Here is a 23,253-nt window from a genome sequence, read left to right as displayed (position 1 = left end):
GAGAAACGCATGCGTATTCTCGTGTTCGCAGCACTGGCCCTTGCTGGTCTGCATTTTTCGACTGCACCATCAAGTGCAGCATCTTTAAGAGTTTCGCCTGTTCTTATTGATCTCAATGCGCCAACCGCAGCCTCTAGCGTCCAAATCTGGAACGATGCAAAGCGCCCGATTAATGTTCAGGTTCGAATTTTCCGATGGAGCCAGAGCAATGGCGTCGACACTTATACCCCCGCCACGGACGTTGCAGTCAGCCCGCCTATTTCACAACTAAAACCGGGCGGCGAAAATATGGTCCGCGTGGTACGCACATCCAAACGCCCTGTCAGGGCGGAGGAAAGTTATCGTCTGATCGTGGATGAACTGCCAAATGCAGCACAGCAGAAATCGGGAACCGTAAAACTCGTGATACGGCATTCTATCCCGGTCTTCTTTTCACCTCCAGAAAACAAAGGGGCGGATGTTGCCTGGAACGTGCAGAAAAAATCTGGCGGTTATCAGGTAACGTTGAACAACAAAGGCGACAAGCGAATGCGCGTTGCCGATCTTGCCTTACAAAGCAAAGGTGGTGCGGCAGTCGCACAACATCCGGGTCTAGTCGGATATGTGCTTGGAAAATCGAGTGTTTCCTGGTTCATTCCCGGCACCCGTAACAGTCAGAGTGGTGGCCCGCTGACAATTTCGGCACAAAGCGATACAGGCCCCATTCATGCACAAGCGAACGTCAGGGGCGGCTGAACTCGCTGTTTTGACGATTGCTTGTCTGACAATTTTCTCGGCCCTTCCGAAGGCTGCAGCTCAGAATTTGCCACCACCTTCGACAGGAGTTTCGCTTCCTGACGATGGGTTCCTTGAGTTGCAACTTGAAGTCTTCGTAAATGGCGCCCCCACAGAGCTGATTGCCGCATTTCGTCAAACATCCGATGGGCTTTTATTGATCGAGCTTGTGCAACTTAAAAACGTAGGCATAAATCCTGCAAAGGAAGCGATAAGAGAGGACGGTTGGGTCGACATTGGTAGACTGCCCGGCGTGGTAGCAACCTATGATGAGGAAAACCAGACCTTAAGTTTTGACGCAATCGAGAAGAGCCGCGCGGCACGCATTATCGATGCACAGGCCGATGAAATATCCCTGAATATTGAGGAGGAGGAAGCGCCAGTCGCAACGAGCAATCTGGGCGGGCTTGTCAATTATACTCTATTTGGCGCGACCGGCGGTGAGGAATGGGATGACCTCACATCATTTCAGGGACTATCCGGCTTGTTTGAGGGACGTCTGTTTGGTCCTTATGGGGTGCTGAGTTCATCACAGATCGCAAGCTCTTCCGACGCCGAAAATTTCGGCTCAACGCGGCTTGATACACGATGGTCCTACTCCGATCCAAAACGGCTGATGACATATAACGTTGGCGATATAATTTCAGGCGGACTTTCATGGACGCGCCCGACGCGTCTGGGAGGCATACAGATACGCCGGAATTTTACGTTGCGCCCTGATCTTGTAACCATGCCGCTGCCTGAAATTTCCGGGTCCGCCGCCGTTCCGTCAACGGTCGATGTGTATGTCAACAATGCGCAAAACGCTTCTCGTTCTGTCCCGTCAGGCCCATTTTCAATCACCAATCTGCCGATTGTAACGGGTGCGGGCACAGCACGACTGGTTGTGCGCGATGCGCTGGGTCGCGAGACCATATCGGAAACCCCGTTTTATGCGTCGTCCAACCTTCTGACGAAAGGGCTTCTCGACTTTTCGGCGGAGCTTGGTTTTGCAAGGCGCTATTATGGTGTTGAATCCAACGATTATGATGATCGTCCCGTCGGCTCTGCCACGATGCGCTATGGATTAAACAATCATTTCACCCTCGAAGCCCATGTCGAAGGTGCCGAAAATTTTTACAATGCAGGCGCGGGTAGCGTCTTCAATATCGGCACTTTCGGCATTGGCTCCGTAGCTGCATCCAGTAGTCGCTTCGGTAGCGAAACCGGTTATCAGATTGCAGCAAGCGTTGAAGCAGAACTCTGGAACGTCAAATTTTTCGCGCGAACACAACGGACATTCGGCGACTATAACGACATTGCTTCTATCACTGCCGATATTCGGAAATTCGGATTACCATCAACGATTTATAGCACAAAACCGCCGCGTTCGCTTGATCAGGCCTCGATCTCCCTGCCCGCTATGTTCGAGAACCTCAATTTCAACTTCTCCTATACAGAGCTTGAAACTGCAAATTTTGACAAGTCGCGCCTGCTCGGAATGACGGCAACGAAAGCCATCGGACAAAAGGGAAATGTCTTTGTTACAGCCTTTACGGATTTTGAGCGCAAAGGTTCTTTCGGGGTTTTTGCAGGCCTGTCGTGGATGTTGGACGGCAATATAACAGCCTCAAGCAGCGTATCGTCGAATGAGTCGGGCACGAGTGTTACCGCTGATCTCATGAAGTCAGAGCAGGCCTCTGTCGGCAGCACAGGATGGCGCTTGCGCGGATCTCACGGTGAAAGCGACATTCTTGCAGCGAGCGGCAGCTATCGAAGCTCAGTTGGACGCGCGGAAGGTGGCGTTGAAAAGTTCAATGACAATATTCGTGGAACCGCGCAATTTGAGGGTGCGCTTATCTTGGCGGGTGGCGGGGCATTTTTATCAAACCGCGTTGATGATGCTTTCAGCGTAGTCGATGTTGGGGCACCGGGTGTTGACGTGTTCTACGAAAACCGCCCAATCGGAAAGACGAACAGAAGCGGCAAACTGCTCGTGCCAGATTTGCGGTCTTATGAAGATAATTCGATTTCGATTGATCCTTCCAATTTACCACTTGATGCAAGTGTTGGCACCACACGTCAGGTCGTTCGACCAAGTGATCGCGGTGGCGCAGTCGTTGACTTCAATGTGTCTGCGCAAACCAGACCTGCGCTGATCACAGTCCGCAACGAGGCAGGTGATTACGTTGAAACCGGAGCAACCGCCCAGCTCAACGGCGGCGAAAACACGATTGTTGGTTATGACGGTCAGATTTATGTCGAGAACATCGAAAAATCGAACAATCTCACTGTCCAGCAATCCAACGGCGAAAGCTGCTCGGTCGCATTCACCGCACCTGCAATCACCAATGAGCGAACCATCATTCCTGACGCGATATGCCGGAAAGAGCTATGAAAAAACAATGTTTGACGATCTTTGCCGTGATGTTCCTATGTCTTGCAGGAACGAGCTTGGCTATCGCTCAGACATGTAGCGCCAGTATTACAAATATGAATTTTGGAACCGTTAATCTGCAGGCGGGTGGTTCAATCGATACGACAGCCACGCTCAATGTCTCGTGTTCCAATACATTGAGCCTGCAATTGTTCATGCGAATCTGCCCTAATCTCGAGGCCGGCAGCGGCGGCATTTCAGGTACGACGCGACTAATGACGCATGATAGCAATGCATTGTCTTATCAGTTCTATCAGGATGCAAACCGGACCATTCCATGGGGTTCCACAACCAACCCGTCATTGGGTTCGGTCACCCCCATCGACATTATCATGCTCCCGCTTTTGCCGGGTAGTGCAAGCCGGACCATCTATGGCCGTATACTGCCATCACAAGCATCGAAACTTGCTGGAACCTACTTATCAACATTCTCAGGTGGGCAAGCACGTGTGAATTATGTACGTTATCTCCTTGGAGCGACGCCAGACTGTGCAGCCGTAACAGATAACCCCTTGCAACCAAGCTTCACAGTGCAAGCAAATGTAAATCGAAGCTGCACGGTTTCAGCTGATGCGATCAATTTCGGCACCCATGGTGCATTGACTTCGAACATTGATGCAAATGGCCGGATTGTTGTCAATTGTACCAACGGCCTGCCTTACAGTATCTCACTGAACGGTGGACTGAGCAACGCAGCACCGACCCAAAGGCGGATGACGCGCGGTACAAATGCCGTGATCTACGGCCTTTATTCTAACAGCGCACGCACAGCACCATGGGGTAACACTGCGGGACAAATTGTTTCCAGAACAGGCACCGGTGCTTCCGAAAATGTTGCAGTTTATGGCCGTGTTGCTCCGCAAGCCACACCGTTCACGGGCACGTATTCCGATACGGTTGTGGTAACAATCAATTATTGAGAAAGCGCCGCTTCCATTCTCACTTTTTTAATTTTAAGACTGAAATTCTTCAAAGTAAAAAGGCAATAAACTTTTGAATCTTCAATAAATATTGAAGTAACTATATTCGGCACTCGCACGACACAGTCCTTTGAAAAACCATATAAGCGTGTAAGATTGAGATCCAAATACCCATTAATACCATGAGGAAATCGTGCTCAAATTTCAGAACACTGTTCTTGAGTTGATAGCCAGAGGCCAGCCTCTGAAGCAAACGCTCGAACAATTGTGCGTTGAAATTGAAGAACTGATCATTGATGCCCGCACGATGGTTTGCTCCGTCGATCAGGCGGGCATGCTTAATATGCTCGCCGCTCCAAAGCTGCCCGATAGTTATGGCTACGCTTTCAATGGAATTGTCGTCGGCCCCGAGGTCGGCTCTTGCGGCAGTGCAATTTATAACAAAATTCCGGTCGTTGTTTCAGATATTGAGAATGATCCCAAATGGGCATCTTACAAGCAACTTGCCCTGCCCCTGGGTTTGCTTGCATGCAGTTCTGTGCCAATCCTCAACGACACAGGCGACGCGATCGGCGCTCTGGCGGTCTATTTCGACAAGAAACACACTCCAACAGCATCTGAACGTGAAATTATCGATATAGGCGCACAGCTTTGTAAGCTTGCAATGGTGCGCGAAGTGCGAATCCTCAACTATGAGAGGCGAGCGACAGTCGATGTTCTGACTGGTCTTGCCAATCGCGCAGCCTTTGACGACGCACTATCACAACTGCGTTGTGAATTGCCGGGGAGCTGGGCATTGTTCGTTATTGATATGGACAATCTCAAAGTTACCAATGATACATTCGGGCATGAAGTTGGGGATGTCCTCATTCAAACGATTGCCACGCGTATTTCAGATAGTCTTTCACCGGATATAACATTTCGCACTGGTGGCGATGAATTTACAGTGATTATCCAGAACCATGATGCGCTCTATGACCCATATCATGCAGCCGATCTGGTTTTCAAGGCGCTGTCATCGCCTGTCCATTATGACGGCCAGACAATCTTACCACGCGTGACAATCGGCGGGGCAGTCCTTGCCGCGCTCGACACGCAACCGCAAACCGTACGTCGCAACGCGGATTTCGCGCTTTATCATGCCAAAGAGAATGCGCGTGGGAGTTTCGTGCTTTATCAAGCCAATGTCGGAACGCGCATCGTCCATCGGCGCAATTCGATCAAGGAAGTCCGCGAAGCACTCGAACAAAAGCGTATCGCCGCGCATTATCAGCCCCTCTTGCGGCTTGATACAAGGGAAATCATCGGCTTTGAAGCGTTGAGCCGTATGACCACGCCATCGGGCGAAATACTTTCCGCCGCCATGTTTCAAGAATCCTTTTCGGATGTTCATATCGCATCCGAAATTACCCAATATATGCTTTCAATCGTCGCACAGGACATTCGACGCTGGCTTGATCTTGGCCTGCCGGTGCAGCATGTTGGCGTTAACGTGACAGCCGCCGACTTCTACGTCGGCGATCTGGCGGCATTTGTTTCAAAGACATTCGCTCGATATGATGTGCCGCTCACACATCTTATCATAGAAGTGACGGAAAACGCCTATATCGGGCAGCGCGACGATGTCGTTGCATCAGGCATCAGAAACCTGCGCCTGCTCGGTGTGCGTATTGCGCTTGACGATTTTGGCACCGGCTTTGCAGCACTGGCGCATCTTCTGACTGTTCCGGTCGACATTATCAAAATCGACCGGTCCTTTGTATGCCGCCTAGCCCCCGGTGATCCAAGTGTCGCGATCGTCAAAGGCATTGTGCAGATCGCCGGTGACCTGAAGATCAAACTTGTCGCAGAAGGCGTTGAGACGCTTGAACTGGCTGAAACGCTCCAGAAGATGGGGTGTCAGCTCGGCCAAGGCTATGCTTTCTCGAAAGCCGTGGATTATGAAAAAGCCACTATGCTTTTGCGGGACTGCGGGCAGTATGAACAGCGCATGCAGACACCGGTGATAAAGACCTACACCGCAAAAAACTAACAGTTTTTGCCCTAAACTGTGATCCAGTTTCATTTTGCCTTCGTAACAGGCTTTATGAATACAAACGTTTCCTTAAGCTCACAGGCGTGGCAAAAGAAAATAGAGCGCAATTCGCCGCTTCTGGCTTTGTCGCATCTGAGCATATGGGATTTAACACGAATGACCGAGCGGACTGCTTCTGAAAATCAGCCTTCTCTGGAACAATTGATGCTGGCAGTCAGTTCGCGACGCGACATGGACGCATTCGAGGCGATTTTCAAACATTTCGCACCGCGCGTGAAAGCCTATATGGCGAAACTGTCTGCCGATACGCAAACAGCGGAAGAATTAATGCAGGAAACCATGATTATGGTCTGGAATAAGGCAGACCAATTTGATTTTTCAAAAGGAGCCTTATCGACTTGGATTTTCACGATTGCACGCAATCAGCGCATTGATGCCGTCCGGCGTGCGCGACGTCCGCAATTTGACCCAACCGACCCGGCCTTTGTGCCCGATGAAGAACGGCCCGCCGATATTCAGATTGCAGAGCGGCAATCCGCCAGCCAATTGCGCGCTGCGATGGCAAGCCTTCCGAAAGAACAATCCACATTGCTTGAACTCGCCTATTTTGAAGACAGCACGCATAGTGCAATTGCAAAGAAACTAAATCTGCCGCTTGGAACCGTGAAATCCCGTCTGCGGCTGGCATTCAATAAATTGCGTTCTGCGCTCGACAATTCGGGAGCGTACTGATGAATATTCAACACCATCTGAGCGACGAACTTCTCTCAAGCTACGCAGCCGGCACATTGGCCGAAGGCTGGAGCATTGCAGTAGCAACACATCTCGCACTTTGCCCGGCCTGTCGCTCGCGTCTTAAGCAGTTTGAGCATATTGGTGGTGAGCTTCTGGAGAAAGTCGCACCGGCAGAAATTCAACTTGATGCATGGGGCGCCTTAAAAAGCAGGCTCGAAACTCAACCGAAGACCTCGCTGCAACGTCCAGCACCCACTGCAGCGCCTGCAGTTCTTCCTGAACCGCTACGCTCCTATGTGGGCGGAGATCTGCCGGATTTGAAATGGAAAGCGCTTGGCCGCGGTGCCTATCAAGTTCCGATTGCAATCAACGATGGCGAAACCAATGTCAGGCTGCTCAAAATTCCGGCCGGAAAGCCTGTGCCTGAACATGGCCATGGCGGACGCGAACTCACACTGGTGCTCTGCGGCAGTTTTGAGGATGAAACAGGCGTTTTTGCACGCGGTGATATTGAAGAAGCCGATGCCGATCTTGTGCATCAGCCGATTGCGTCACGCGGCGGAGATTGCATATGCCTTGCCGTGACAGACGCACCGCTGAAGTTCCAGGGCTGGCTGATGCGTATGGTTCAGCCACTAATCGGCATTTAGAACAAAAGTGCGACGAGGTTTTGCGAAGGATAATGCGTAAAAACATAAGTAAAAGGCGGCATATTTGCCGCCTTTTACTTATTCAATTGAGAACTATAATCGCCGTATTCAATGCAGTTGCCACCGATAGCCATGCCAGATAGGGCACAAAAAGCAGTGCAGATATCCGATCTGGTTGCCATGCACGAACGATAAACAGAAGCACACAAAGCCACGCACCAATGATGACAACAAGTCCGAGAACAGTCATATGTGCGCCAAAGAAAATCGGTGACCAAATGAAATTCAGCACCATCTGACCAAGCCAAGGTCCACGACGCTTCCAACCATTATCGCTAAGAAATGTGCGCCAGCCTGCAATCGCTATGAACACATAGAGTATCGTCCAGACCGGCCCGAATGCAGCATTTGGTGGCGTGAACCAAGGCTTCTGCAACGACGCATACCACTCGCCGGGCGGAAAGCTGATACCCATCACCATACCAATCGTGATGATCACGAAGGCAAAGACTGCCAGAAGACCCAATTTCTGCATACTATTACTCCGGCTAGAACCGTGACAATTGGAACGGCTCTATTTCTCTGTTTTTACGCATTATCCTATGCATCGTAGCAGGATTAAAAATCAGTCCAGTGAACTGATTTCCCTGCGTAGACGCTACGCACTTTTGCTGGAAATGCTCAGCCTACCAAACGCGACGTTACCCAATAGCCAATATAGGCGGAGACGGCAGACAGCACAGTACCCCAGATCAGATCTGCAATGGTCAGAGTCCATGACCAGTTTTTCAAGGTGGCCTGATTTGTCAGATCATAAGTCGCATAGGCGACAAATCCCAGAAGTGCACCATTCAGCAGCGTAACTGCGCCGCTCCCTGCAAGAAGTCCCGGTCGCACGGCAAAGAACACCAGCCCGAACACAAAAATCACGTAGAATACAACCGCTGGAGCAAGCCGGAAACTTGGCGCAAGCATATCGCCCATCACAGGGCGATAGAACACATTGGCCATGTTCGTCAGCCACACTGAATCAATGGCCAGAAAAGCGATGGCCGTTACCACATAGGCTACAATGTAAGATTTCATCAAAACACCACTCTCTTATTTTATACGAGACCAGCTCACATCCCGGCACAAAAGACCTGCCAGAACGCATCCATTGGTCGTCATTTTATCGCCGTCCACCTTCACGCTGAGCTTATAAGTAAGATTGCGCTGTGGATCGAAAGCCGTGCCGGAATATTGGCCGCTGGCAGTCTGGTTGATCGTCATAACCAGACGGTCGCCGGTCTTTTCTTTCGGCGTTCCCGGCTTGATCCATGTGTTGGTGGCACAAATATCATTGCCGCAGTCAGCGATCTTGACCCTCGCCTTGCCATCGCCGCGCGCCCAGTTGCCGCCTATATCTGCAGCCTGCGCAATTGATGGTGTTAACATGGCGATGCTACCTATTATGAGTATCCATTTCATCGGTGCCTCCTGCATCCGTGGATTCATTTTCATCAAGCATGCTCGATCGTATAAAGCCCGACATTGATGGCGCCTTCTTCAAAGCCGCCCTCGCAGTAACAAAGATAATATTCCCAAAGTCTGCGGAACCGATCATCAAAACCGAGTTTTTCGATCTCTGGCCAATTGGCGTTGAACCGCTGCCGCCACTCGGCCAGCGTAAGCGCATACGAATGGCCGAAATGGTTGATCTCTTTCAGAACGAGACCGGCTTTGGCGAGATCGCGCTCTAGAACCTTATCGGATGGCAGGAATCCGCCGGGAAAGATAAATTTCTGTATAAAATCGGCCTTGCGACGATAGTTTTCATAGCGTGCATCTTCAATTGAGATGATCTGCAGAACAGCCTTACCGCCGGGCTTCAGACAATGCTTGAGCGTTGCAAAATATTCCGGCCAATAGGCTTCTCCTACCGCCTCAAACATTTCGATCGATACGATCCGGTCGAACTGCCCTTTGACATCGCGATAATCTTGCAAGCGCAGATCAACGGCATCGTTGTGTCCCGCCTTCTGAACGACATTCTTTCCCCATGCGAGCTGGGATGGTGACAAAGTAATGCCGGTTACATGTGCATCCCCATAATCGGCCAGATAGGTTGCCAGAGCGCCCCAGCCACAGCCAATCTCAAGGATTTTTTCACCACCCTGCAGAGAGAGCTTTTGTGCAATGCACTTCAACTTATACTCCTGCGCAGCCTCAAGACTATCCGTCGTCTCCTTAAAAATGGCCGACGAATAAAGCATCGATGGATCAAGCCACTGGCTGTAAAAACCATTGCCGAGATCATAATGCGCTTCGATATTCTTACGGCTGCCGCGTCGGGTATTGGCATTAAGCAAATGGCCGACACGATGCACCAGACGCATTAAAGGTGATCCACGAAACGTCGAAAGAAGCGTGTCACGATTGCGCGCTGCAAAGCGGATGACACTGGTCAGATCGGGCGATGTCCAGTCACCTTCTATATAGGCTTGCGCAAAACCAATATCGCCACCCGCTAACAGACGGCGCAGGCAGCGCCAGCTTTTGATAATAATTTTCGCTTCTGGTCCCGGCTGCGCACCTTGTGCAACAACCGACTGTCCTGACGGCAAAACAAGTGTCAGACGGCCATATCGGACCTGATTGAGCAGACGCTTTAACAAGCGCACGGAAGGACTCAACACAGAACGCCCCAGCGACGCAGAGGCAGGAAAGTGGGAAGTTTCATCAAACTGGCTCATGCGACCCTGTTCCTCTGCCAGAAATTTCACTATGGATATGGGATATTGCGGCCTGAGGCGGGCTTGGACGCTTGCGAAGTTTGATGCCCTTCAGCAAAATTTTCACCGCTTCCCAATGGATGCCACCGACAACCCGCAATGTTAAAAAGGGAATGGCAAAGAAGGCACGCAGCAAGGCCGCGTCGCTCAATTCAACCCGGTGCGCCAGATGCCGCGCGGTGAGCACCAAACCTTCATCGTCAAACGTATTGATCCTGACTGCGAGCTTGTCTGCCGGTGGCTGGACCTCAAACTCATAGCGCAGCTTCATATCCATGAAGGGCGATACATAGAATGCCTTGTCACAGGTCTGCACGATGCGTCCGCTCTCATCAGCTTCCACCGGGATCATGTAGCCATGGCGCTGTTTGAACGTGTTATCGACTTCCCATAAAATGGCTGTGAGGCGATCTTCACGATTGTAGCAAAAGAAGATGCTCAACGGATTAAATGACCAGCCAAGAATCCGCGGCATGGTCAGAAGGCGGATCGCACCACCATCCGGCTCTATACCTGTGATGCGCATTGCATCTTCAATCTGCGCGCGCAAAGGTGTTGTTGATCCGTCGCCGCGGTCTTTTTCACGGAAAGAAAACAGATTTAAGCGATTGACAGAAAACAGCTTTAATTTGCTGTCAAGGGCCTGCAATTCGTCAAGATCAAGCAGCAGCGAATAGATTTTATAAGCAAGCTTATGCACCTTTGGCCGCGAACGTGCATGGGTCACATGACCCGGAAAAAGGGCGGATTTAAAAATCTCGCTCATGCCAGCGCCCTTTCCCGGATCGGCACAGGCTGGCGAACAATCCGCGCACTTTCGTGCTCGACCTGCCATGGACGACGCACGCCGCCAAGGTCTTCGGCCACCGCAAGACCTGCCTGCAAACCATCTTCATGAAAGCCAGAACCAAAATGCGCGCCGCAAAACCATGTTCTGCGCTGCCCCTGCAACGACCAGATTTCCTTCTGTGCACGATCCGTCGACAGATCGAAAATAGGGTGCTCATAGGTCTGTCGGCGGATGACTAAATCTTCACGCGGCGCACGACATGGATTGAGCGTTACAAATGTATCGGGCGCGGTTCCCAATGGCTGTAAGCGGTTCATCCAATAGGTTATTGATGGCTGCGAAGGCCCCGAACCCGCATTGGTTAGATAATTCCAGCTTGACCACGCAGCACGTCTTTTTGGCATCAGCGAAGTATCCGTATGAAGCACCGCCTCATTGCGCGCATATTGAAACGAACTAAGAATGCGGCTTTCCTCATGACTTGGGTCGGCAAGAATGCGTAAAGCCTGATCGGCATGGGTAGCAATCACCACATCGTCGAATGAATACGCAATGCCACTCGCATCCATCAGTTCAACAGCGTTTTCCAACCGTCTCACCGACTTTATCGGTGTCGATAGCCGAATATTATCCGCATAAGGCCTGGTGATACGCTCAACATATTCACGACTGCCGCCTTTTACCGTTCGCCAGATCGGACGATCACGCAAAGCAAGCAAACCATGATTAGAGCAAAATCGGACAAAACTTGCGGCTGGATAGCGACCGACTTCCATGGCTGGTGTCGACCATATTGCCGCTGCCATCGGATAAAGATGGTCCTCGCGAAAAGCCCGGCCATAGTCATTTCGCGCGAGATAGTCATCCAGCGAAATGCCACCCATCATGCTAAAATCCTTGGGAGCATTACGATAAAAGCGCAGTAAATCACGGATCATCGCCCAGAAACGCGGACTAACCAGATTTGAACGCTGTGCGAAAAGGCCAAGACCTGTACCGCCCGAATACTCAAAAGCGCCATTACCGAGCGACACGGCAAAGGACATATTTGACGAAGAAGTGGGTACGTCGAGTAGCTTAAAAAGCGACGTGAGATTGGGATAAGTCACTTCATTATAAACAATGAAGCCTGTATCGACGGCGACGGGCCCGCCACTGCTTGCGAACTCGACCGTGTTGCTATGTCCGCCGATGCGGTTTGAGGCTTCAAACATAGTAACATCATGGCGTTGCGATAAAAGCCACGCAGCAGACAGGCCGGAAATCCCACTCCCGATAATGGCGAGCTTGAGGCGTTTAGCGCCGCTCGGATGGTTTGTAATATCCATAAGTCCCTCACTGTGCCGCATTTCTTCATCTTACGTTTTAAGATGCTGATTGGTTCAATGGAGACTGTAACTTTTTTTGATTTTTTTGAGCGGCTTAGGAAACCAAAAGCCAAGGCCATACGTATGCATTGTATAAAACGCAATCTCGACCAAAGGCCCGCAAATGCAACCCGATCTTCTTCTCATTGTTGCCATCAGCCTGTCGCTCATCATGAGTTTTGCGTGGGGCTTGGAAAGAAAGACCGGCAAAAGTGGCTGGATCGATGCGATTTGGTCAATTTCTGTTGGATTAGGTTCGCTCATAGCTGTGCTTTGGGCCGATACGCCATGGCAACGCCGCTCAGCAATCCTCATCCTGATCCTTGTTTGGTCACTGCGTTTGGGGCTTCATATCGCACAGCGAAGCCTGTCTCACGGCGAAGACCCGCGTTATACAAAGCTTATGAAAGAATGGGGCGACAACGCCTCAAAGCGCTTGTTCTGGTTTTTACAGATACAGGCCTTGGCGGCGTTTATTCTTGTGCTTTCAGTCTATCTTGCAGCCGTAAGCCGTCCTGACTTCCCCAATGTCTGGGACGTTATCGCTGTTGCAATTATCGCGATTGCTATTGCGGGCGAAGCATTGTCTGACGCGCAGCTTGCAAAATTTCGCAAAACACCAGCGGCAAAAACTGAAATTTGCGAGTCCGGCCTTTGGGCCTATTCGCGGCATCCTAACTATTTCTTTGAATGGCTTTTCTGGTGCGCATGGCCGTTGATGGCAATTAATGCATCGCCCTGGAGCTGGGTGTCGCTGCTCGCCCCCATCCAGATGTATTGGCTGCTGGTGCACGTATCGGGCATCCCCCCTCTCGAAGAACACATGCTCAAATCGCGCGGTGAAAAATTCCGCGCCCTTCAACGCCGCGTTAATGCGTTTTTTCCCGGTCCCAAAAAGTCAGGAGCCTGAATATGAATATGCTGGCCTATGCAATCAATGCAGCGGAACGCGTTCCTTTGAGCGATACGATCACGCTTGCAGGCATCGATTATCTTTGCGGTCGTACAAAGCGCAGGCTGGCCGGAACGCCGGAACAAACGGAACTTGATTTCCTCCAGACAATGAAGAACTTCCCAGTTGCTACCCACACCGATGAAGCCAATCGCCAGCATTATGAACTCCCTCCGCAATTTTTCGAATTGGCACTGGGACCACAACGCAAATATTCCTGCTGCTATTATCCGGATAAAAACACAACACTTGGCGAAGCAGAAGCATTCGCGCTGCGCGAGACGTTGAGCCACGCCGACATTCACGATGGCATGAACATTCTGGAACTGGGCTGCGGATGGGGTTCGCTATCGCTTTATCTGGCTGAAAATTTTCCAAACGCCAACATTATATCGGTGTCAAACTCTACGCCGCAACGCGCCTATATCGAGGCACAGGCAGCCATGCGCGGCCTTGGCAATCTAAGCGTAATCACTGCAGACATGAACGACTTTTCAATTGATCAGCGCTTTGATCGCGTGGTCTCGGTTGAAATGTTTGAACATATGTCTAACTGGCAATCGCTGTTTGAGCGCGTGCGCGGCTGGCTAACTGCAGAGGGAAAATTATTCATCCATGTTTTCACCCATCGCGACCGCTCTTACCGGTTCAATCACGACAATCCGGCAGACTGGATTGCCCATCATTTTTTCACGGGCGGCATCATGCCAGCTTTCGATCTTCCGCACCGCTTTGGTGAACTATTCACAGTTGAGCAGGATTGGCGCTGGTCCGGCACGCATTATCAGCAAACGGCTTTGGATTGGCTAAGCAACTTCGATAAATCGATTGATCAGATCAGACCAATCCTGCAACAGGTCTATGCGCAGGACGCTGGCCTGTGGGAACGTCGCTGGCGGCTGTTTTTCTTAGCGACTGCCGGTCTTTTCGGTCACGACAACGGAAATGTCTGGGGCGTCGGGCATTATCTTCTAAAGCCCGTCAAATAAGGATTATTCAATGACTGCAAATGCGCTTGTCTGGTTGCGTAACGATCTGCGCCTTGCCGACAACCCGGCTCTGGATGCTGCTGTCAAGCTTGGCGGTAGCATCACCGCGCTCTATGTGCACGAAACCAATCCGCATTTGCGCTCCCCCGGCAGTGCTGTGCTCTGGTGGCTGGAGCAGAGCCTGACTTCGCTTGAGAAAAGCCTCAACGCACGCAATGTAGAATTGATCGTGATGAAGGGTGACGCACTCAATATCATCGAAAATTTGATCAAGGAAAACGGCTTTGATGCCGTGTTCTGGAACCGGCGCTATGCCCCGCAAGAACGCGACGTCGACGCACAGGTCAAAGCGGCCCTGAAAGACAAAGGACTGAATGTTGGATCTTTTGCAGGCAATCTCCTGTCAGAGCCATGGGAGATCAAAACAGGCGGTGGCGGTCCTTATCAGGTGTTTACACCTTACGCCAAAACGCTCCGCCAGCAAGGGGTGAACCGTCCACTTACATCATCTGATTGGAAAGCTGCACCTTCTAAGCTGCAACACAAGTCAAAGACAGCAACTCAGATACAACTCTTCTGGTCAAAGAAAATGAACGGTCTGTGGGAGATTGGCGAACAGGCTGCTGTCGACCAACTCTATCATTTCTTTGACGAGACCATCCAAAATTATGCAAGTGACCGCGACCGCCCCGATGTGGGAGGCACTTCCAAGCTCTCGCCACACTTACGCTTCGGTGAAATCAGCCCGCGACAGGCATGGCATGCAACGCTGTCGCTGATGGATGAGCATCCCGACACGCAAACGGGGGGCGAGAAATTTCTGTCCGAACTTATCTGGCGCGATTTTCACTATCACCAACTCTATTATCGCCCGGACATTGCCGAAAACGACATGCGCAACACGCTCGCCGATATTGAGTGGAACCACAATCCAGTGGCGTTTGAGGCCTGGAAAAAGGGCAATACCGGCGTTCCGATGATTGACGCCGGCATGCGTCAGCTCTGGGCGACAGGCTGGATGCATAATCGCGTGCGCATGCTGGTTGCCTCTGTCTTGAGCAAGAACATGCAGATCGACTGGCGTGAAGGCGAAAAATGGTTCTGGGATACGCTGGTCGATGCCGACATCGCCAGCAATCCGGGAAGCTGGCAATGGGTGGCAGGCTGCGGCATGGACGCAGCACCCTATTTCCGCGTTTTCAATCCTGTCCTGCAAGGCGACAAATTTGATACTGGCGGCGCCTATGTGCGCGAATGGGTGCCGGAAATTGCCGACCTACCGGATAGATGGATTCACAAACCTTATGCGGCGCCCGAAGACGTTCTGCGAAAAGCAGGCGTTGTTCTTGGCAAAACCTACCCGCTTCCCGTTTTCAAGGCACCCAAGGCAGGGAAGTAATCAGAATTTTTGCATCAATCGACGCGCAGCATGCTCCGAGCGTTTCAGGTCTTTATAGATTTCGCGCTTGGCCGCATGAAACGCGTTGGCAAGTCCTTGCTGCGGTTCAATCGTTTCGGCAATTTCGCTCATGCTCGCGGCTACCTGCGCGAGATCACTTTTCTCAAACGCGCTCGCACCCACGATGCTGGATCCAAGCAAAACCGGCTCGGCTGATGATGGCAGCGCCACCGCGAGCCCCGTTGCATCGGCTAATATTCGGCGCATCAGCGGGCTTCGAGCAGCACCACCACTGACAATGATCGTTTTGATTGGAATATCTTTTTCTTTCAGCGCATCGAGAATATCGGCTGTGCCATAAGCCAAACCGCACAGGCCAGCGACAAACAGGCTTACCAGATTTTCCCGCGATGCATCAAGCTTAATGCCCGCCATTATGCCTGTCGCATCGGGATCCGCATCCGGCGCACGATTGCCCAAGAATTCCGGCACCACATGAAGACCTTTTGCGAGAAGTGCCACTTCCGAAAGCTGGTGGACGGACTCTATGGCAAGCTTTTCAAGATAGTCGAGCAGCGACAGACCGGCAGCATCAGCTTCCTTTTGCGCCTCCGCCTTATAAGGGTGCATGCCAACCAGATAATCAGTCGCCGCCCCAAAGGCAGACTGCCCACCTTCGTTAAGCCAGAGATCCGGCATCATCGCGCCCCAATATGGTCCCCATACCCCATCCACGAAAGCTGGCTTTTCAGTCACGCTCATCGTGCAGGCAGAGGTTCCGATGATCAGCGCCAGACGCGAACGCATGTCTACCACGCGCTCCCCCTTTACACTGCCAGCAATGGTGCCCACGCCACCGGCATGTGCGTCAATCAGAGATGCACCGACCGCCGTACCCGGCAAAAGTCCCAGTTCTTTTCCTGCCTGCTCAGTCAGGCCTTGCCCAAGAGGCGTTGCAATATCGACAATATCGGTGCCGATACGCTTAAAACCTTCGTCGGCCATAACACCGAGACCAATTGTGCGGAAATAATTTTCATCCCAACGTTTTTCATGTCCCAGATAGGTCCATTTGCAGACCACAGTGCAAAGCGAGCGCGAAAGACTACCCGTCGCGCGATAGGTCAGATAATCGGGCAGATCAAAAAACAGGCCAGCTTCATTAAACGTTTTTGGATTGTTTTCCTTTAGCCAAAGCAGCTTTGGCGTTTCCATTTCGGGTGAAATGCGACCGCCAACATATTTCAGCACCAAATGGGATGTTGCATTGATGCGTTCGGCCTGTTCGCGTGCGCGGTGATCCATCCAGACAATAATATTGCGTTCCGCATCCCCTTCCGGGCTTGCAGGCAGTGGATTTCCGTCTTTATCGACAATGACCAGCGAACAGGTGGCGTCAAAGCCGATGCCTTTGACCGCTTCCGGCGCAATATTTGCCAGGCTGAGCGCTTCCCTAACGGCAGTACAAACAGCCTGCCAAATATCACTGGAGGACTGCTCCACAATATCTGAGCCTTGTTTCCACATGCGAATGTTTTGCTTCGCACTCGCAAGCAATTCGCCATCACGTGTAAAAAGCCCGGCACGCGCACTGCCTGTACCAACATCAACGCCGAGAAATACGTCCACCATAGCCTCCCATCCGTAGCATCGTTTCGGACCTTGGCTACAACATCAGCCGGTAAATCGGAACTGCTTTTTTGATAGGAGATGCTTTATCGCAACGCTTCAAGCTCAGCGATGCGCGCAGCACTATCGTGCTCCAAGGCACGCGTCATTTCGCGAATAATGGTTTCAGCGAGAACGAAAATTGATGCGGAGGAATCCCATGCAGATGGCACCGCGATGCGCCCAGCCAACACATGCCCCGCAACGCGTGCAATCGGTGAAAGCCACTGATCAGTGATGAGAATGACCTCAACACCTCGCCCACGCGCTTTTTCAGCAAGTCTCAACAAACTATGCTGATAACGACGAATGTCGAAAACGACGAGGACATCGCGTTTTCCCATATCCAGCAGCCGGTCACGCCACATGCTTTCTTGTCCTCCCAGATGAAAGACATGGGGACGGATAATTGACATATGGGCGGTCATATATTGCGCTATTGGATCGGTAAAACGTCCGCCGATCAGATAGACATTTCCCTTGGAATTGCTCAGTGCCGCAACGATTTGCTGCAACTGCCTGTCTCCTAAATGCCTGAAACTTTCCCGAATATTATCAAGCGTATATTCGACAGCAGGATAGGCCGTATCCGGTGCCTTCTCGGGCTGTTCGTTGCGATGATGCGGAGATTGCAACTGCGCTGCGAGCTCATCCTGCAAACGTGCCTGAAACTCGGAATAGCTCTGAAACCCCAGCCTGTTCACAAATCGCAAAATGGTCGGTGAGCTTACGCCTGCCTGTGCTGAAAATTCAGCCACAGTCTTCAGACCAAGCATGGGATAGTTGGCGATCAGTGTCTGCGCTGCACTACGCTCACCCGCAGGCATGCTATCAATCCGTTCGTTCAACAACTCCGCAATGCTGGCGTTTTCCATTCGGGCAGCTCTTTTCAAATTCGCGCAAAATTATATTTGACAAAGCATCATACGGCGTATCAAATATTCCGCAATAGCGCACGCAATCATAAAACGTAACAGAAGTTACAGCGCGGGGAATAGACAGAATGGCCGACAAGCAAGATCGCCAAGACTTGGTCCAAAAGCCGGTTTTGGTTGTCAACGAAGATGGGAAAAGTCCGTATGTTTTCGTTTGCGAACATGCATCCAATTATATTCCAGAAGGCTTCGATGGGCTTGGCCTCGACCCTCAATCCCTAATCGCACACATTGCCTGGGACCCCGGCGCTGTAGAGGTTGCACGTCAACTCAGTGAACAGCTTGATGCCCCTTTGCTGGAGGCGACCTATTCACGTTTGCTGATTGATTGCAATCGCCCGCTGGATGCACGTGACCTTATTCCAGAAATCAGTGAAACGACTGTCATTCCCGGCAATAACGATCTCAATTCTCTTGAGCGTACAGCGCGTATTGATTTGTCGCACAGACCATTTCACCGGCGCATAGAGGAAGTCATTCATAAGCGTACAGCGCGTGGTCTAGCTTCGTGGATCGTGACGATCCATTCCTTTACACCGATCTATAAGGGCGTCTCGCGTCCATGGCCGATTGGCATTATTCACGACGCGGATGCGCGCATTGCAGAGCCTTTGATTGCAGCACTTGAAAAGGACAATTCGCTGAATGTGGGTGTAAATGAACCCTATTCGCCAGCCGACCGGGTCTATTACACGCTGGAGCGCCATGCGCGACCGCGCAATGCCCCATGTGCAATGATCGAGATACGCAACGACGAAATCGCTACTCCTGAAACGCAGGAAGCCTGGGCTATGCGGCTTGCTGTGATCTTTAGGAAAATTGAGCGCGTGATACCGTGAGGAGCGAAGCATAATGGCCGAACAATTGACTTTCGACACATTGAAAAAAGCCGTCGCAAATAACGAAATCGACACGGTTCTCGCCTGCTTCGTCGATATGCAAGGCCGCTTGATCGGCAAACGCTTCTATGCAGAATTCTTTGTTGAAACTGCCCATGACGAAACGCATGGCTGCAACTATCTTCTAGCCAATGACATCGATATGGAGCCAGTGCCCGGCTATGAGGCGGCAAGCTGGGACAAAGGCTATGGCGATTTCGTTATGAAGCCCGATCTTTCCACGCTGCGGCTTGCGCCGTGGCTGGAAAAGACGGCCATAGTTTTGTGCGACGTACTTGATCATCACGATCATGAAGACCTCGCGCACTCACCGCGTGCCGTTCTCAAAAAGCAGCTCGCACGGCTGCATGAGCGTGGTTATCGCGCCTATTTTGCATCTGAACTCGAATTCTACGTGTTTGATGAGACCTATAAAACAGCGCGCGCCAAGCATTGGCAGGAACTGGAGACTGCATCCCCTTATGTGCAGGACTATGTGATCCATCTGACCACCAAAGAAGAGCAGGTGCTGCGCGCAATGCGCAACCATCTTGGTGCGGCAGGCATTCCGGTTGAGAACTCCAAGGGAGAATGGGGACCCGGCCAGCAAGAATTGAACGTGCGCTATGCGGAAGCGCTCGACATGGCAGACCGGCATGTAATCATGAAGAATGCCATGAAGGAAATTGCCGAAGCGCATGGCAAATCTATCACTTTCATGGCGAAATATGATTATGCCAAGGCTGGGAGTTCCAGCCACGTGCATAACTCCATCTGGAGCGCGGATGGCAAAGAACCTTTATTCTTTGATCCAAAAGCACCCTATACCATGACGCCTCTGATGCGCTCGTGGGTGGCAGGCCAGCTTAAATATGCTGCCGATTACACCTATTTTCTGGCCCCCTACATCAATTCCTACAAGCGTTTTCAGGCCGGAACTTTTGCACCCACCAAGATCATGTGGAGCCAGGATAACCGCACGGCGGGTTTCCGCCTTTGCGGCGAAGGCAGCAAATCAATCCGTATTGAATGCCGCATTGGTGGCGCTGATCTCAACCCCTATCTGGCATTTGCAGCGCTTATTGCAGCAGGACTTAAGGGCATTGACGAAAATCTTGAACTGGAAGATCCATTCGTCGGCGACGCTTATAGCGCCGTGAAACTCAAGGAAATTCCCTATACGTTGCGGGAGGCAGCGGAAGCGCTCAAGAACTCGGGCTTTCTCAAGGAGGCACTTGGTGAGAATGTGGTCGATCATTACGTTCACACAGCCCACTGGGAGCAGATTGAATATGACCGCCGCGTGACCGACTGGGAACTGCATCGCGGCTTCGAACGCTATTAATTTCGTACAGAGGAATTGCCCGATGAGCGGCACTGCCAAGATCATCTCCCCTATCGACGGCTCAGTTTACGCAGAGCGCGCCTATGCAACTGATGCCGCAATCAACGGTGCAATCACCGCAGCAAAACAAGCACAGTCCGGCTGGGCCGCATTAAGCATCGCAGAACGCGCTCGTTATTGCCGTGCGGCACTGGATGCTCTTAGCGCAATGCAGGTTGAGATCATTCCTGAAATCGCATGGCAGATGGGCCGACCTACGCGCTATGGAGGCGAAAATGGCGGCGTACAGGAACGCGGCCAATATATGATCGACATCGCGAAAGACGCGCTGCAAGCCTATGTGCCTGCACAGAAAGATGGCTTCCGCCGCTATGTAAAGCATGTTCCGCTTGGCGTGGTGATGGTGATTGCGCCGTGGAACTATCCTTATCTCACAGCCGTCAATACGATCATTCCGGCGCTGATGGCCGGAAATACTGTGCTTCTCAAACACGCAACGCAGACGCTTCTGACCGGCGAGCGCTTTGCGCAGGCTTTTGAACAAGCCGAACTTCCAAAAGGTGTTTTTCAGAATATCGTTCTGGATCATGCCTCGACCGAAAAGCTACTCTCATCGGGTCAGATCGATCATGTCAATTTTACTGGTTCGGTTGCCGGCGGACGCGCAATTGAAAAAGCTGCTTCTGGCACTTTCATGTCTCTTGGGCTGGAGCTTGGCGGCAAAGACCCGGCCTATGTGCTACCCGACGTCAATATCGATCACGCCGTCGCCAATCTGGTTGATGGCACGTTTTTCAATTCCGGCCAGTGCTGTTGTGGCATCGAACGCATCTACGTTCATGAAGCCGTCTATGACCGCTTTGTCGATGGTTTCATTGATCTGACGAAGCAATATGTCGTCGGCAATCCGCTGGATGCCTCGACTACACTTGGCCCCATGGCACAGGCCCGCTTTGCCGATCTCATTCGTGAACAGAAAGCCGAAGCCCTGCGCAAACGTGCAAAATCCCACGTCAACATGAGCGTAGAAAACGATATTGCCGGTTCGCCCTATATTGCACCGGAAGTGCTCACCCACGTCGATCACCAGATGAGCGTCATGCGTGAAGAAAGCTTCGGCCCTATTGTCGGCATCATGAAGGTGCGCAATGATGAAGAAGCATTGGCGCTGATGAATGACAGCATTTACGGCCTCACCGCCTCGCTTTGGACGACTGACACCGACCACGCAGCGGCTCTCGGCGATCGCATTGAAACCGGAACCGTTTTCATGAATCGCTGCGATTATCTCGATCCCGCATTGGTCTGGACCGGCGTGAAGGATACCGGCAAGGGTGCCGCCCTCTCGCCCATCGGCTATGGCAATCTCACGCGACCAAAATCCTTCCATCTGCGTGAAAAAATCTGAATTATTGAGTCTCTGGAAAGCAATCGACATGACCACTCTGACCGCCAAATGGAATTTCCCGACTACCGTGCTTTTCGGACCGGGCCGTATCAAAGAACTGCCAGCCGTGCTAAAAGCAGCGGGCATCGAACACCCGTTATTCGTCACTGATCCCGGACTTGCACAATTGCCAGTCGTCGCCTCCACGCTCGCAATTCTTGATGAAGCAGGCGTCAAATATGCGGTCTTTTCCGATGTGAAGCCCAATCCGGTCGAGAGCAACCTTAATGCAGGCGTAAACGTCTTTAATGACGGCAAGCATGACGGCGTGATTGCTTTTGGCGGCGGTTCAGCGCTTGATCTTGGCAAGCTGATTGCCTTTCAGTCAGGCCAAACACGCCCTGTATGGGACTTTGAAGACGTTGGCGACTGGTGGACCCGCGCCGACAGCAAAGCCATAGCCCCAATTATTGCTGTGCCAACCACCGCTGGCACAGGTTCGGAAGTGGGCCGCGCAGGTGTTCTAACCAATGAAGCCACCCACACCAAGAAGGTGATCTTTCACCCGAAAATGCTTCCCGTCACGGTCATTGCCGATCCTGAACTTTCAGTAGGGATGCCGCCATTCATCACTGTTGGCACCGGCATGGATGCGCTTGCGCATTGTCTGGAAGCCTATTGTGCGCCCGGTTTTCACCCGATGGCCGATGGCATTGCGATTGAAGGCATCCGCCTTGTGTTTGAAAATCTGCCGAAAGCCTATGCGAATGGCGCAGATATTGAAGCCCGTGCCAATTTGATGGCAGCAGCTTCCATGGGCGCTACGGCATTTCAAAAGGGACTGGGCGCAATCCACTCCCTTTCCCATCCTATCGGCGCTCTTTATGACACCCATCATGGCATGACAAATGCCGTTTTCATGCCCTATGTTCTGCATCACAACCGTGCGGCAATCGAAGAGCGCATCAAACGGCTTGCTAATTATCTCGGTATTGAGGGCGGATTTGATGGCTTTGTCGATGCTATCATGAAGCTGCGAAGCGATCTCGGTGTTCCCGATACATTGCAGGATTTTATTAAAGGCCTTGATATGGATGAGGGCCGCAAGACGCTGATCGCGGAAATGGCAATTGTCGATCCGACAGCAGATGGAAATCCGGTTGAATTAACAAAACAAGGCGCGCTTGATCTGCTCAACGCATCGACCACAGGCAGAGTATGAATGATAAAAGCCTCGCG

The 23,253-nt window shown here is 51.7% G+C and carries 21 protein-coding genes; 13 read left to right on the top strand and 8 right to left on the bottom strand.

The genetic code is table 11. The features are described 5' to 3' along the window. Positions 1 to 9: 9 nt before the first annotated feature. The 6 genes from CEV31_RS09195 (at position 10) to CEV31_RS09170 (ending at position 7,530) form a co-directional block, all read left to right on the top strand. Entirely contained in the window at positions 10 to 735 is a 726-nt protein-coding gene (locus CEV31_RS09195; RefSeq protein WP_094506772.1) for a fimbrial biogenesis chaperone, read from the top strand. Beyond that, positions 707 to 3,151, top strand: a complete 2,445-nt coding sequence (locus tag CEV31_RS09190; RefSeq protein WP_094506771.1) for a fimbria/pilus outer membrane usher protein — start codon at positions 707 to 709, stop codon at positions 3,149 to 3,151. The genes CEV31_RS09195 and CEV31_RS09190 overlap by 29 nt, the downstream gene beginning before the upstream one ends. Beyond that, positions 3,148 to 4,110, top strand: coding sequence for a Csu type fimbrial protein (locus CEV31_RS09185; RefSeq protein WP_094506770.1), 963 nt, complete (start codon positions 3,148 to 3,150; stop codon positions 4,108 to 4,110). The genes CEV31_RS09190 and CEV31_RS09185 overlap by 4 nt, the downstream gene beginning before the upstream one ends. A gap of 193 nt (positions 4,111 to 4,303) precedes the next feature. After that, entirely contained in the window at positions 4,304 to 6,142 is a 1,839-nt protein-coding gene (locus tag CEV31_RS09180) for a sensor domain-containing phosphodiesterase (protein WP_094506769.1), read from the top strand. Positions 6,143 to 6,301: 159 nt separating this feature from the next. Further along, positions 6,302 to 6,877 (top strand): sigma-70 family RNA polymerase sigma factor, encoded by a 576-nt coding sequence (locus CEV31_RS09175; RefSeq protein WP_210190904.1) that lies wholly within the window; start codon positions 6,302 to 6,304, stop codon positions 6,875 to 6,877. After that, entirely contained in the window at positions 6,877 to 7,530 is a 654-nt protein-coding gene (locus CEV31_RS09170) for a ChrR family anti-sigma-E factor (RefSeq protein WP_094506768.1), read from the top strand. Before CEV31_RS09175 ends, CEV31_RS09170 begins: the two co-directional genes overlap by 1 nt. Positions 7,531 to 7,612: 82 nt before the next feature. Here the strand turns inward: CEV31_RS09170 and CEV31_RS09165 are convergent, their stop codons facing one another. From CEV31_RS09165 to CEV31_RS09140, 6 genes are all read right to left on the bottom strand, one after another. Then, positions 7,613 to 8,065: a TspO/MBR family protein gene (locus CEV31_RS09165; RefSeq protein ID WP_094506767.1), complete on the bottom strand. Its 453-nt coding sequence runs from the start codon at positions 8,063 to 8,065 to the stop codon at positions 7,613 to 7,615. Positions 8,066 to 8,211: 146 nt separating this feature from the next. Next, positions 8,212 to 8,616 carry a DUF2177 family protein gene (locus CEV31_RS09160; RefSeq protein ID WP_094506766.1) on the bottom strand — a complete coding sequence of 135 codons (405 nt, stop codon included), beginning with the start codon at positions 8,614 to 8,616 and terminating at the stop codon, positions 8,212 to 8,214. A 15-nt stretch (positions 8,617 to 8,631) separates the two neighbouring features. Then, positions 8,632 to 9,000 (bottom strand): DUF2147 domain-containing protein, encoded by a 369-nt coding sequence (locus CEV31_RS09155; RefSeq protein ID WP_094506819.1) that lies wholly within the window; start codon positions 8,998 to 9,000, stop codon positions 8,632 to 8,634. Positions 9,001 to 9,032: 32 nt separating this feature from the next. Beyond that, the gene (locus tag CEV31_RS09150; RefSeq protein WP_094506765.1) at positions 9,033 to 10,265 is read right to left on the bottom strand and encodes an SAM-dependent methyltransferase; all 1,233 of its coding nucleotides are present in this window, start codon (positions 10,263 to 10,265) and stop codon (positions 9,033 to 9,035) included. Further along, the gene (locus tag CEV31_RS09145) at positions 10,252 to 11,070 is read right to left on the bottom strand and encodes a DUF1365 domain-containing protein (RefSeq protein ID WP_094506764.1); all 819 of its coding nucleotides are present in this window, start codon (positions 11,068 to 11,070) and stop codon (positions 10,252 to 10,254) included. Before CEV31_RS09145 ends, CEV31_RS09150 begins: the two co-directional genes overlap by 14 nt. After that, positions 11,067 to 12,422: an NAD(P)/FAD-dependent oxidoreductase gene (locus CEV31_RS09140; RefSeq protein WP_094506763.1), complete on the bottom strand. Its 1,356-nt coding sequence runs from the start codon at positions 12,420 to 12,422 to the stop codon at positions 11,067 to 11,069. The genes CEV31_RS09145 and CEV31_RS09140 overlap by 4 nt, the downstream gene beginning before the upstream one ends. Before the next feature lie 163 nt (positions 12,423 to 12,585). On the opposite strand from CEV31_RS09140, the gene CEV31_RS09135 reads away from it, so the two are divergent. The 3 genes from CEV31_RS09135 to CEV31_RS09125 are packed head-to-tail and all read left to right on the top strand — an operon-like array spanning position 12,586 to position 15,801. Further along, positions 12,586 to 13,371 carry a DUF1295 domain-containing protein gene (locus tag CEV31_RS09135; RefSeq protein WP_094506762.1) on the top strand — a complete coding sequence of 262 codons (786 nt, stop codon included), beginning with the start codon at positions 12,586 to 12,588 and terminating at the stop codon, positions 13,369 to 13,371. Positions 13,372 to 13,373: 2 nt separating this feature from the next. Next, the gene (locus CEV31_RS09130) at positions 13,374 to 14,402 is read left to right on the top strand and encodes an SAM-dependent methyltransferase (protein ID WP_094506761.1); all 1,029 of its coding nucleotides are present in this window, start codon (positions 13,374 to 13,376) and stop codon (positions 14,400 to 14,402) included. A gap of 10 nt (positions 14,403 to 14,412) precedes the next feature. After that, on the top strand, positions 14,413 to 15,801 hold the full coding sequence (locus CEV31_RS09125) for a cryptochrome/photolyase family protein (RefSeq protein ID WP_094506760.1): 1,389 nt from the start codon (positions 14,413 to 14,415) through the stop codon (positions 15,799 to 15,801). On the opposite strand, the gene CEV31_RS09120 is transcribed toward CEV31_RS09125, so the two are convergent. Next, positions 15,802 to 17,433 carry an FGGY-family carbohydrate kinase gene (locus tag CEV31_RS09120; protein WP_169717325.1) on the bottom strand — a complete coding sequence of 544 codons (1,632 nt, stop codon included), beginning with the start codon at positions 17,431 to 17,433 and terminating at the stop codon, positions 15,802 to 15,804. An 83-nt stretch (positions 17,434 to 17,516) separates the two neighbouring features. Then, positions 17,517 to 18,362: a MurR/RpiR family transcriptional regulator gene (locus CEV31_RS09115; RefSeq protein WP_094506759.1), complete on the bottom strand. Its 846-nt coding sequence runs from the start codon at positions 18,360 to 18,362 to the stop codon at positions 17,517 to 17,519. Between the two features lie 110 nt (positions 18,363 to 18,472). Between CEV31_RS09115 and CEV31_RS09110 the strand changes: the two genes are divergently transcribed. The 4 genes from CEV31_RS09110 to CEV31_RS09095 are packed head-to-tail and all read left to right on the top strand — an operon-like array spanning position 18,473 to position 23,236. Continuing rightward, on the top strand, positions 18,473 to 19,243 hold the full coding sequence (locus CEV31_RS09110; RefSeq protein ID WP_094506758.1) for an N-formylglutamate amidohydrolase: 771 nt from the start codon (positions 18,473 to 18,475) through the stop codon (positions 19,241 to 19,243). Positions 19,244 to 19,256: 13 nt separating this feature from the next. Further along, a complete protein-coding gene (locus CEV31_RS09105) occupies positions 19,257 to 20,627 on the top strand; it encodes a glutamine synthetase family protein (protein WP_094506757.1) in 1,371 nt (456 codons plus the stop codon). Between the two features lie 22 nt (positions 20,628 to 20,649). After that, positions 20,650 to 22,035, top strand: coding sequence for an aldehyde dehydrogenase family protein (locus tag CEV31_RS09100; protein WP_094506756.1), 1,386 nt, complete (start codon positions 20,650 to 20,652; stop codon positions 22,033 to 22,035). A 28-nt stretch (positions 22,036 to 22,063) separates the two neighbouring features. Beyond that, a complete protein-coding gene (locus CEV31_RS09095; protein ID WP_094506755.1) occupies positions 22,064 to 23,236 on the top strand; it encodes an iron-containing alcohol dehydrogenase in 1,173 nt (390 codons plus the stop codon). The last annotated feature ends 17 nt before the right edge of the window (positions 23,237 to 23,253 follow it).

It is taken from the genome of Brucella thiophenivorans (assembly GCF_002252445.1).
GTDB lineage: Bacteria > Pseudomonadota > Alphaproteobacteria > Rhizobiales > Rhizobiaceae > Brucella > Brucella thiophenivorans.
The sequence above is the reverse complement of the archived record's forward strand: the minus strand, read 5'-3'. Positions and strand labels throughout refer to the sequence as shown.